Origin of the sequence: Enterobacter sp. JS8-1 (assembly GCF_049187015.1) — a bacterium.
In the GTDB taxonomy this organism is placed as follows: Bacteria; Pseudomonadota; Gammaproteobacteria; order Enterobacterales; family Enterobacteriaceae; genus Enterobacter; species Enterobacter mori.
On record NZ_CP185805.1, the window covers coordinates 2,593,249 to 2,604,933 of the forward strand.

Annotated in this window: 10 protein-coding genes and 1 pseudogene; 4 read left to right on the forward strand and 7 right to left on the reverse strand. The window is 54.0% G+C overall.

Annotation, left to right across the window (positions count from 1 at the left end):
- Window positions 1-49 precede the first annotated feature (49 nt).
- Complete coding sequence (locus ACOQH0_RS12340; protein ID WP_421510456.1) at window positions 50-1,282, forward strand: diguanylate cyclase domain-containing protein; 1,233 nt, start codon at window positions 50-52, stop codon at window positions 1,280-1,282.
- A 75-nt stretch (window positions 1,283-1,357) separates the two neighbouring features.
- A complete protein-coding gene (locus tag ACOQH0_RS12345) occupies window positions 1,358-1,498 on the forward strand; it encodes an Ecr family regulatory small membrane protein (protein WP_010431575.1) in 141 nt (46 codons plus the stop codon).
- Between the two features lie 368 nt (window positions 1,499-1,866).
- Here the strand turns inward: ACOQH0_RS12345 and ACOQH0_RS12350 are convergent.
- The 6 genes and pseudogenes from ACOQH0_RS12350 to ACOQH0_RS12375 form a co-directional block, all read right to left on the reverse strand.
- A pseudogene (locus ACOQH0_RS12350) lies at window positions 1,867-2,697 on the reverse strand (Clp protease N-terminal domain-containing protein); the annotation flags it as partial.
- A gap of 162 nt (window positions 2,698-2,859) precedes the next feature.
- A complete protein-coding gene (gene hcp, locus ACOQH0_RS12355) occupies window positions 2,860-3,351 on the reverse strand; it encodes a type VI secretion system effector Hcp (RefSeq protein ID WP_042716788.1) in 492 nt (163 codons plus the stop codon).
- Window positions 3,352-3,356: 5 nt separating this feature from the next.
- Window positions 3,357-4,721 (reverse strand): OmpA family protein, encoded by a 1,365-nt coding sequence (locus ACOQH0_RS12360; protein WP_421512350.1) that lies wholly within the window; start codon window positions 4,719-4,721, stop codon window positions 3,357-3,359.
- Between the two features lie 55 nt (window positions 4,722-4,776).
- Window positions 4,777-6,312 carry a type VI secretion system contractile sheath large subunit gene (gene tssC, locus ACOQH0_RS12365; protein WP_421510457.1) on the reverse strand — a complete coding sequence of 512 codons (1,536 nt, stop codon included), beginning with the start codon at window positions 6,310-6,312 and terminating at the stop codon, window positions 4,777-4,779.
- Window positions 6,313-6,352: 40 nt separating this feature from the next.
- A complete protein-coding gene (gene tssB, locus ACOQH0_RS12370; protein WP_421510458.1) occupies window positions 6,353-6,844 on the reverse strand; it encodes a type VI secretion system contractile sheath small subunit in 492 nt (163 codons plus the stop codon).
- Between the two features lie 710 nt (window positions 6,845-7,554).
- Window positions 7,555-9,171, reverse strand: a complete 1,617-nt coding sequence (locus ACOQH0_RS12375; RefSeq protein WP_421510460.1) for a peptide ABC transporter substrate-binding protein — start codon at window positions 9,169-9,171, stop codon at window positions 7,555-7,557.
- Window positions 9,172-9,356: 185 nt separating this feature from the next.
- Here ACOQH0_RS12375 and mpaA point away from each other — a divergent pair, with 185 nt between their 5' ends.
- Window positions 9,357-10,070 (forward strand): murein tripeptide amidase MpaA, encoded by a 714-nt coding sequence (gene mpaA / locus ACOQH0_RS12380; protein WP_421510461.1) that lies wholly within the window; start codon window positions 9,357-9,359, stop codon window positions 10,068-10,070.
- Here mpaA and ycjG read toward each other — a convergent pair.
- On the reverse strand, window positions 10,061-11,026 hold the full coding sequence (gene ycjG / locus ACOQH0_RS12385; RefSeq protein ID WP_421510462.1) for an L-Ala-D/L-Glu epimerase: 966 nt from the start codon (window positions 11,024-11,026) through the stop codon (window positions 10,061-10,063). The two genes, mpaA and ycjG, sit on opposite strands and share 10 nt — an antisense overlap.
- 107 nt (window positions 11,027-11,133) lie before the next feature.
- Here ycjG and tpx point away from each other — a divergent pair, with 107 nt between their 5' ends.
- The gene (gene tpx / locus ACOQH0_RS12390; RefSeq protein ID WP_421510463.1) at window positions 11,134-11,640 is read left to right on the forward strand and encodes a thiol peroxidase; all 507 of its coding nucleotides are present in this window, start codon (window positions 11,134-11,136) and stop codon (window positions 11,638-11,640) included.
- Window positions 11,641-11,685: the final 45 nt, after the last annotated feature.

Below are 11,685 nucleotides of genomic sequence, written 5' to 3' on the forward strand. Positions count from 1 at the left end.
ATTCCGGCGTGATCGTCAGGTATACCGTGCCGATGTACAGGAATTCCCTATGTCGCAATATTGCTTCGATGCGCTGAATGTTATTAAAAACCCGGTGTGGCTGATTTCACCCGTCGCAGAAAATATTATATTTGCCAATACTGCGGCGACTAAACTTATGGGTGATAAAACGTTGACCGAGATGCGCACTGGGATCTATTCCGCTAATGCGCAAACCGCTCTCTCAATGTATGTTCCCGAACTTAAAAGCGAACTGGATATCGTCGAAATACTCACCGTCTGGCGAGACAATCAAGAGAGCACGCTGAGCTGTCGTCTGACGCTGACGCATCTGGCACCTTATGGTGATGTGATTGTGTTTGAGGGGCTTTCGCAGCAGGCGCCTTCCGGGCTTAAAGCCAGCCGTTCAGCAACCTATCAGCGAAAAAAACAGGGATTCTACGCGCGCTTTTTTCTTACTAACAGCGCACCAATGTTGTTAATCGATACGGCGCGTGATGGTCACATTGTTGACGCCAACCTGGCTGCGCTTAATTTTTATGGCTACACCCATGAGGAAATGTGCCGTAAACATACCTGGGAAATCAACACGCTTGGGCGCGACATCTTGCCTATTATGACGGAGATCGCCAGCCTGCCCGGAGGACATAAACCGCTAAATTTTGTCCACCGACTGGCGGATGGTTCGACCCGACACGTACAGACCTACGCCGGACCCATTGAGATCTACGGCGATAAGCTAATGTTGTGCATTATTCACGATATCACTGAACAAAAGCGGCTCGAGCAGGAGCTGGAACATGCAGCCCTGCGAGATTCAATGACCGGTCTGCTTAATCGCCGACAGTTTTACAACATCACAGAGCAAACCACGCTTTCTCACCTCCCGGCACAGCAGCAGTTTAGCCTGATGCTGGTAGATACTGACCATTTCAAAAACATCAATGACCTCTTCGGACATCTTAAGGGTGACGAGGTACTCATTTCGCTTTCGCGCATGCTGGAAGCCTGCAGCCGTCCCGATGACTACGTTTTCCGCTGGGGTGGCGAGGAGTTCGTGCTCCTGCTGCCGCGAACACCGCTTGAAACCGCGATGCAGATAGCGGAAACCATTCGTGCCGCAGTAGCACACATTACGATTCCTGGATTGCCCCGCTTCACCGTCAGCATCGGCGTTGCACGCCACAACCAGGGCGAAAGCATTGATGACCTCTTCAAACGTGTCGATGATGCGCTCTACCGCGCCAAGAATGACGGTCGCAACAAAGTGCTGGCCGCATGAAGCTGGAGTTGTGAAGAAAGCCCCGTTAGAATCCCAGCCAGGGCTGAAACAGACTTCAGGTGGGTAATCGCTGAGATGGGAAAAACAGAAATACTCCTCACCTTAATTATTCTCTGCCTTATTATATTGGGTTTGTGGTTTATTTTTAGTGGTGAGATTTGGGTGCTGGTCGCCTATTTTGAAAATAGCCTTTATCCCACCATTGAAGCGCCGTAAGACTCGTTTAAAGCCTTGCGCCAGTTGCGCCAGTTGCGCCAGTTGCGCCAGTAATGTCTTACATTACAGTGCTCAATGTGCCGGGTACCCGGCTGGAATATTCAGGCCAGACAGTCCACTGCCAGGAAAAAATGATTTTCCGTCATAATGGCATTCTCTTTTACGCCCTGCTGTTCACACCGGATAAACCAGCCTTCCTCCGGTGCCATGCTCAGGCAAAACACCTGGTTGATGCCGAGCGCATCAACCCGCATTGTCACATAGCCCCTCTCCGCGCTACGACAGAGTTGCTCCGGCATAATACTCACGCTGCGATCTCCGTTCACCAGCCGGATGGTGGTGATGTCATACCGGCATATGCCGCTGCTAAGGCTGTAACCAAGGGTGCGTACCGAGACCGGCTTCAGTGCGTCCGGCACGTTGCCCTCCGCGATGCGCAGCGCCAGCCCTTCCACCAGGGCGGTTTTCCCCACGCCCGGCTCGCCGACCAGAATCGGGTTGTTCTTTCTTCTGCGCGAGAGAATATCCACCATCTGGCGGATTTCGTTGTCACGGCCGAACACCGGGTCGATTCGGCCCTCGCGGGCACGGGCGGTGACGTCGAGGGTGAATTTATCGAGGGCGTTTTGCAGGGCCGGATTCAGTTCCCCCTCTTTCACTCCGGCATCAACCGGGCGGCCGACAAACGTCACCTCGCCGTCCTGCGCCAGCTCTTCTTCCTGCTGCACCTCCGGACGCTCGTCCGACTGTGCATCCAGCAACACGCGCAGACGCTCCAGCTGGCTCTGCGCCAGGGTCAGCAGCGGCCACAAACCGTCACAGCGCACCAGGTTCGGCTTATCAACAAGCGCCATCAGCAGATGAATGCTGCGGATGTGTCCTTCACCCGCCAGCGAGGCGCAGAGCCAAGCATCCTGCATCAGGCTCTGAATACTGTCGGAGAGCTGCGGACGGCTGCGCACTGAACGGGGCAGCGTGTCGAGAAATGCCAGCAAAACCTGCCAGATGGCGTCCATATTCCATTCATAGCGGCGCGCCAGCACCGTCAGATCGCCCTCGCCCTGCTCCAGCAGCTTCAGCAGCCAGTGCTCGGGCAGGATTTCGGCGTGGGCGCGGGTCTGGCACAGGGAGGCAGCCCCTTCCATCGCGCGGGCGCAGTAGGGGTTAAGACGGCGTAACAGGACGGTGGGATTTTCCATGAGACTCTCTCTCTTTATCAGTTCCGAGCACGCTACCGCCCCTCGCTGTTCACCAAAGCGCATCAGGTCAGGCAGGCAGATTGTGTTTTCTTTGCTCAACACCTGTTTCTCAGGCGCTCAGCAAAGAAAAAAGCGGACAGAGAGGCTCTGCCCGCTTGCGACTTACGCAGTGGCGCGTTCGTTCCAGCTGTCGGAATGGATGATGTTGCCGTCCTTGTAGGTCCAGGTGATTTTTTCGTAGCGCAGCTCAATCTGCTCGAGGTGGTTGTGCTTCTCGAACGCCGGATCCTTGATGTCGTGCATCTTCGGATTCACTTTCACCAGCTTCACGTTTTCCAGTTTGGTGTTGAAGTACTCCACTTCCTGGCCCGCATCGTTGATTTTGTACCACTTGAACTCCGCAGACTTCAGGGTCTGGCCGGTGGTCACCGCCTTGTACAGGTACGGGCTGGAGGAGTCGATTTCCTTGGTGAACAGGAACGGCGTGTGGATACGCGTACCGGTCAGTTTGCCGGTGTTGTTGTCGGTCGGGATGTATAGGTTATGCTCCTGCGCCACCACCTCGATGCTGCCTTCACGGTCCTTCACGTCCACGGAACCTTTAATGTCCGCGCCGCCGTCGTCCTTCAGCCACAGATAAACAGGAATTGCCATGTTAATTACTCCATTTCATTTTTTGACGCGCCATCATCCGATGACGCGGGTGTGTTGCCCGGCAGCCGGCAGGCATTTGCCTGCGGCACCAGGCTGATTTCGACACGGCGGTTGAGCGCACGGCCCCCCGGGGTGTCGTTGGTGGCGACAGGACGGCTTTCGCCGTAGCCCTGCACCGCAAAACAGCTCTCCGGCACGTCGCCGGTATCGCGCATCCAGTCGCGCACGGACTCCGCACGCTTAAACGACAGCACCTGGTTGGACGGGTCATCGCCCGTGCTGTCGGTATGGCCTGCCACCACAATCAGCCAGCCGGGCTTTGCCTGAATCCCTACCAGCGAGTTCACCAGCAGCTTCACCGAGCCGGGTTTCAGGGCCCATTTGCCGGTATCGAACAGCGACATGCTGTCGAGGCGGATGATTTTTGGCGCGACCTTTTCCACAGGCTTCGGTGGCGGAGCCGGCGGCACATACGAGCTGATCGCTTCCAGCACCGGTATGCGCAGACGTTCCCCCCGATAAAGCCCCAGGCCCAGCCGGGCAGGTACACCATTGCGCACCTGCTCATCCAGCAGCGCCGCATCCTCGCGCAGCACCTGTACGGCGCTGGCTTTCGGACCGTAATCATCCATCGCGATGCTGTTGTAACGGACAATATCGAAGCTCACGCGTTGCAGCAGCTGGCGATTGTTCCAGCCACTGCTGAGCAATGCAGCAATGGCCGCCAGCGTGAAGATCCCAAGCGCACAGCGCCAGGTTCGCTCACGCGGCGTCAGACCCCGCCCTTCCGGCAGTAATGGCAGAATAAAATCCGGGAACAGGGAAATCACCGTACTGTCCGTTCCCACCGGCTGCCAGCCAGACACCTGCTGCATCGCGGTGTGACGGGAAAGCCATATCGTCCAGGCCGATGTGGCCAGGTTTCCGGCCAGGATCGGCCCCATTCCCCACAGCACCGCAACAGGTGCAATGACCGGCACATCGGGGTTCTCATCCATAAAGACGGCCTGGACATGCTGACGGAACCAGTTCATCAGACTGTTTATCAACACCTGCTGCTGCATCGCAGGCGTTCCGCCGGTGGTAACCCATTCAGCAACAGAACCCGGGGCTGTAGATTCACGCCAGACCCTCACGCCTTCACCCGGGAAAACCGCCTGCCAGAACACATCATTGGTCATCGCGCTGCCGACCTGCCCATTCAGCACCAGCGGCACAGAATGACCGGTTGCTTTACGCAGCTGGCTGATGTGCCAGCGCAGGGTCAGCAGGCGACTGGTCAGGGCTTCGCTGTCAGGGTGCTGCTGCGGACAGACACTGACCATCACCGACAGCTGACATCCCCAGTCAGGACGTAACCCCAGCAGCATGACCCGCTGGAAGCAGGCCACGACTGCAGGATCCGGAGCCGGTTCCTGCCTTAGCTTACGCTTTTGCTTTCGGCATCTGGCTCACCAGCGAAAGGTTCACGTCCATGCCTTCCACCTGGAAGTGAGGCACCGCGAACAGCTTCACGCGGAAGAAGCCCGGGTTGTCCTCGATATCTTCCACCACCACTTTCGCATCGCGCAGCGGGTGTGAGGCCTGCAGCTCATCGCCCGGATCGGTCATTTCAGTGACCAGGCCACGCACCCAGGTATTGAGTTCCAGCTCCAGCAGACGGCGGTCTTTGGTGGTGCCGATGTTTTCACGCTGAATCAGTTTCAGGTAGTGCGCAATGCGCGACAGCAGGAAGATATACGGCAGGCGGGCATTGATGCGGCTGTTGGCGGTGGCGTCCGCAGTGTCGTACAGCGCCGGTTTCTGGGCGGAGTTAGCCGAGAAGAAGCAGGCATAATCGCGGTTTTTGTAGTACGACAGCGGGATAAAGCCAAGGTTGGCGAATTCAAACTCGCGGGTTTCCGGGATCATTACTTCCGACGGGATTTTCACCTGGTTACCGGTGCCAAGGTCATACAGGTGGATCGGGAGATCTTTCACCGCACCACCGGCTTGCGGGCCACGGATTTGCACGCACCAGCCATTATTGATGAAGCTCTTCACCATGTTCGAGGCGAAGGAGAATGACGCGCTGGTCCACAAATACTTCTCATGATCCGGGCCCTTCACCTGCTCGACATAGTTGAAGCTACGTACCGGCACGGTGTCCGGACCGTACGGCAAACGCCCCAGCACGCGCGGCATCACCAGACCGATATAGCGTGAGTCGTCGGTGTCACGGAAGGATTTCCACTTAATGTACTCAGCGCGATCGAAGTAGTTGCCGATATCTTTAATCGCTGCAACGTCTTCCATGGAGTCTTTCAGGAAGAATTTCGGGCCGACGGCACCGATAAACGGCATGTGTGCAGCAGCAGACACTTTAGAGATGTTGCGCAGCAGCGCCACGTCCTGCGGACTGGCATCGAATTCATAGGAGGAGATCACAGAGCCAATTGGCTCTCCGCCAGGGGTGTCATATTCGGCGGTATAGGTGTGCCAGTAGAGTCCGCTCTGAATCAGTTCCGGCGCGTCTTCGAAGTCCTGACGCAGATCGTCTTTCGAGACGTCCAGAATTTCAGTCTTCACGTTCTGGCGGTAGTCAGTGCTGTCCACCAGCTGCTTCAGGCCGCGCCACAGGGATTCCACTTTCTGGAATTCTTCGTGATGCATCACAGCATCCAGCTGGCGGCTAATCTGGAAATCCAGCTCTGCGATATGGTGGTCAATCAGCGTCTTGTCGAGCTTTTCAACCTGTTGTCCTGATTTGCGGATGCAGTCCATAAACACCTGCATCGCTGCCGTCAGGCGCTCACCTGCCGTAGCGTCCGCCATCGCGGTATCATCCAGAAAATCGTTAATATCACCCAGGCTGGAGGCCGGGGTCAGGTTAATTTTTTCAAACAGGGAGGCGTATACGCCCTCTTTTTCCAGCACAGTGGTCTGCCCCTGGGAAGAGGCAGTTTCGGTATGTACAGACATCAGCATATTCCCGGTTAATCCATTAAATAACGCACGCCGCTTATTTCGGGGCCAGTGCACTCATTTCGTCGCGTAATTCCTGAGACAGCGCCGGGTCTTTAAGAATTTTCTCGAGCTCTTTTCTGAAAGTGGCGTTATCAAGAAGATTGGACTTGAGGTCGCGTAATAAATTACGCATCGCCAGCATGGCGCGGAGCTGAGGTATCTGGCGGGCAACTTGTTCCGGCTCGAAATCTTTAATATCGGAAAAACTCAGCTTCACACTTTCTTCCGAGCCATCTCCGGCCAGCGTATTTTGCACGGTGAGATTCACTTCCGGGTTAAATTCTGAAAGTACACTATTGAAGTTATTTTTGTTGACGTTAATTTTCTCTCTTTCAGATAATGACCGGCTCTCTTTGCCATTACTGAAATCACCGACGGTGAGGAGTTTAAGCGGCAGTTCGACTTTCTTTTGTGCGCCACCAGTGTGCAGAGCCAACTTTAAATTTATGCGTGCCTTCGGCACCTCGTTCTGGAACGTATCGGCCATAGCGGTCCCTTTCCTTAAGGAATGTTTGTTGAAAATAACGACGTTTCTTTACAAATCCATAGTAGAACAAAACACCACCCAAGATCAACTAAACAGATCATAAATCTGATATAAGACTTTTATTAAGAATTTTCATCCACAAACGATTAACACACAACACAATTAAAACAAAAATCATACACAGCATTAACTTTATTTACGAAAGAGTGAAATTAAAATCCACTCGCGATGAAAACATCCCCTTTATATCAAAGAACACGCAGATTATTGATATAAATCAATGAATAAATACAGCGGCAGATACCCTTATGCTTGAGAGATTTCTGAATCCCAAAATAACAGCACGATAATTTTCTTAAAAGTATCAGCAATAAAAAAGTCCAATACTGGATAAGAAATAATGCCGAGAACCTAATAAAAATATGCTTATCATTCGGGCCATGAATATATTATTCAGACGAAGACTTTTCCAAATAGCAATCGTACCTCAGATGCCTGATAGTAATAGTTCGTAAGAGTCAACGAAAGGTTTATTCCATTTGTGGCGCGACTGTCAATATAAAAACATCATAATAGAATCCCCCAGACTTAATTGCTGGGTACCATTCGTCGGAGGTCGTTGCGGCGGGAGAGGGTCAAATAAAGAGACTGGCGCTGTAAGCGCGCCAGTTCAAGTTTAGCGGTAATAGCCTTAGGCTAACAGGCAATGATCAGTGCTTTTCGATATACATCGTCCGGCTATAGGCTACGTCTTCGGGGTTATTAATCGGATAACCTTTCACCCACGGCTTGATCAAACGTCCATTGGTATACTGATAAATCGGGGCTATCGGGGCTTTCTCGGTCAGGATTTTTTCCGCCATGTTGTAATCTTCGTTACGCGCTTTCTCGGTGGTTTCAAGCGTCGCCTGATTGATAATCTTGTCGTAAGCCGGGTCCTTGAAACGGGAAATATTGCCGCTGTGGGTTGAGGTCAGCAGCGAAAGGAACGTGGAGGGCTCGTTGTAATCCCCTACCCACGACGCGCGGATCACATCAAAATTACCGGTGTTGCGGCTGTCAATGTAAGTTTTCCACTCCTGGTTTTGCAATTTGACATCCACACCCAGGTTCTTCTTCCACATTGATGCCACGGCGATGGCAATTTTCTGGTGGTTTTCTGATGTGTTGTACAGCAGAGTTAGCTTCAGCGGACGCTGCGGACCGTAACCTGCTGCCTGCAAAAGCGTCCTTGCTTGTGCGTTTAACTCCTGCTGCGACATCTGCTCAAAAGGCGATGTCTCCGGCGTAAAACCTGCCGTGACGTCAGGAGTGAAGTGCCAGGCTGGTTTTTCACCTGTACCCAGCACTTTTTCCGCCATAATACGCCTGTCGATTGTCATGCTCAGCGCCAGGCGCACGCGGGCATCAGCCGTTGGGCCTTTCTGCGTGTTGAATGCATAGTAATAGGTGCCCAGCTGCGGCGGCGTATACACCTGCCCCGGAATATCCTTCAGCAGCTTCTGATACATATTTTTTGGGAACGACTCGGTGATATCAATATCGCCAGCCAGATAACGTTTTGTGGCTGAAGACTCCTGGTTAATGGGCACAAAAGTGACTTTTTTTAGCACCGTTTTGGCGTTATCCCAGTAGTGTTCATTCGGCTCCACCACCAGCTTCTCGTTGACCACACGATCTTTCAGCACATACGCACCGTTCCCCACAAGGCTGCCCGGACGCGTCCACTCTTTACCACTCTCAACATTGGCTTTCTGGACTGGATAAAACGCAAAGTTAGCCGTCAGGTTGCTGAACCAGGGCAGTGGCTTATCCAGCTGTACGCGCAACGTTTTGGCATCGACTGCCGTAACGCCAAGCGTATCAGGCGCGGCTTTACCATCGATAATCACCTGCGCGTTGTTGATACCCGCCAGCGCCGCAAACCACGCAAACGGTGAGGTGGTTTTTGGGTCAACCAGACGCTGCCAGCTGTAGACAAAATCCTGCGCCGTCACGGGCGTGCCGTCAGACCATCGGGCGTTATCTCGCAGCGTGAAGGTCCAGACGCGGTTATCGTTGCTCTGCCAGCGCGTTGCCACGCCGGGGGTCAGTTCCCCTTTTTCATTCTGATTCACCAGGCCTTCATAAAGGTCACGGATCACCTGAATTTCAGGCAAACCTACGGCCTTAGCCGGATCGAGCGAAGCCGGTTCGTCTTTAATGTGTCTCACCAGTTCCTGTTTTTGCGCCAGAACAGTGCCCTGCGGCACATCAGCAGCGTACGAAAGTGAAGAAAGTCCGCACAGCCAGAGTGCAGTACAGAGACGCGAAACAGGATGCTTCATAAGATCCCCTTGATTGAATTCAGATAACCAGCAGATGCGTAATTATTTGTTTCACAAATGAGAAAAGCAAATACCTTCATCCGGAAAGTTGATATCTGGCAATTTTCCGCTAACACGGAAACTATTTGATAAACAGCAAGTTTTGCACAACACTGCCAATAGAGACATTTTTATCAGGATTTCGTATGACAATCACCCGACCAAGAGCGCAACGTGGTGCTTTTCCGCCTGGCGCTGAGCAATATGGCCGTTCTTTTTTTGGTGCATCTTTGATCTGGTTTCCTGCCCCGGAGGCCGATCGTAACAGCGGTCTGATCATTGCCGGTACGCACGGCGATGAGAATTCATCCATTGTCACGCTGTCGTGCGCGCTGAGGACACTGACTCCCGAACTGCGGCGTCATCACGTGATTTTGACCGTCAATCCGGATGGCTGTCAGCTTGGGTTGCGTGCCAATGCGAGGGGGATTGACTTAAACCGTAATTTTCCGGCAGCAAACTGGCGCGCCGGTGAGACGGTGTATCGCTGGAACAGCTCCATTGAAGAGCGCGATGTGGTCCTGCTGACGGGAGACACCCCCGGCTCGGAGCCGGAGACGCAGGCGTTATGCCAGCTCATTCATAAGATCCACCCGGCCTGGGTTGTTTCGTTCCACGATCCGCTGGCCTGTATCGAAGATCCGCACCATACGGCGCTGGGCCAGTGGCTGGCTGAGGCATTTGCCCTTCCGCTTGTGACCAGCGTGGGTTACGAAACACCAGGTTCGTTCGGCAGCTGGTGCGCTGACCTGGGGCTGCATTGTATCACCGCAGAATTCCCGCCTATCTCGTCTGATGAAGCCAGCGAAAAGTATCTCAAGGCGATGACAGAGCTTCTGCGGTGGGAACCTCAGAGGTGAAGCACGCCCGTGGTAAAATTCAGCGCGGGTGAGACGTCAACCGCCAGCCATGTCGGGCCATCGAGATCGGCAAAACGCACTTGATTTGCCAGCGGCAGCGCAGCGCCAATCGCCCGGGATGTGCATAACATGCATCCCAGCATGAGGGTAAATCCCTGCTCCTGCGCCGCTTTTGCCAGCGCAAGCGCTTCGGTTAATCCGCCCGTTTTGTCGAGCTTAATATTAACCATCTCATAGCGGCCTTTAAGGCTGTCCAGGCTGTCGCGGGTGTGGCAACTTTCATCCGCACAGACGGGAAGAGGATGAATAAAATTCGCCAGCGCGGCATCCTCGTGCGCCGGTAAGGGTTGTTCAAGCATGGCAACGTCAAGATCGGCCAGCAGCTGACAGCGTGCGGCCAGTCCCTCACTATGCCAGGATTCATTCGCATCCACAATCAGCGTTGCCTGCGGCACGGCCGCACGAATGGCAACCATCCGTTCACTGATTAATCGATCGTCGAGCTTAATCTTTAATAACGTCGCACCGGAGTCGTAGAGCGCTTTTGCACTGGCCGCCATCTGTTCTGGTTCACCAATAACGACCGTCTGCGCGGTCACCACCGCCCCCGGCAACGTAATCCCCAGGTGCGAGGGCAAGGTTGTCTGCCGCTGCGCGGCCTCCAGGCTCCACAGCGCGCAGTCAATCGCGTTGCGCGCTGCCCCGGCGGGCAGTCGCTGTTGTAACGCCTCGCGGGTAAGACCCGTTTGCAGATCGGGCACCAGGGTCATGATCTGGGCCATAACCGAAGCAAGGCTCTCGCCGTAACGAGGATAAGGCGTGCATTCACCTACCCCCTTAATGCCCTCCTCCTCTATTTCGACCACCACGACGCAGGCTTCACTGCGACTGCCGCGGGAGATCACAAACGGGGTATGCAATGGCCAGGCTTCTTCATAAACCTTTACGCTTCTCATCACTGACTCCTTGTAGCCCGGTAAGGCATAAAAATTGGTTTGCCGTGTTATCCGCGGATGGCATACACTAGCCCCGACGTTAACTATATGTAAACAGGAAGATATCTATGTCACAACTCGTTCATTTCCAGGGCAACCCGGTCACTGTTGCAGGTGCCATTCCGCAGGTGGGTAACAAGGCGCAGGCTTTTACGCTGGTGGCTAAAGATCTGTCTGACGTCACGTTGAGCCAGTTTGCTGGCAAGCTCAAAGTCCTGAACATTTTCCCAAGCATCGATACCGGCGTTTGTGCCGCATCCGTGCGTAAATTCAACCAACTGGCAACAGAAATGGACAACACCGTGGTGCTGTGCATTTCCGCTGACCTGCCGTTTGCCCAGTCTCGCTTCTGCGGCGCTGAAGGTCTGAGCAACGTCATTACCCTTTCTACCCTGCGCAGCCCTGATTTCCTGGAGAAATACGGCGTTGGCATTTCTGAAGGCGCCCTGAAAGGCCTGGCGGCACGTGCAGTTCTGGTCATCGACGAAAACGACAACGTTGTTTTCAGTGAACTGGTAAACGAAATCACCACCGAGCCGGATTACACCGCTGCGCTGGACGCCCTGAAAGCATAATGATTGCTTAGCATTCTTTAAAGCTTAGCATTGTCCTGAAACCTC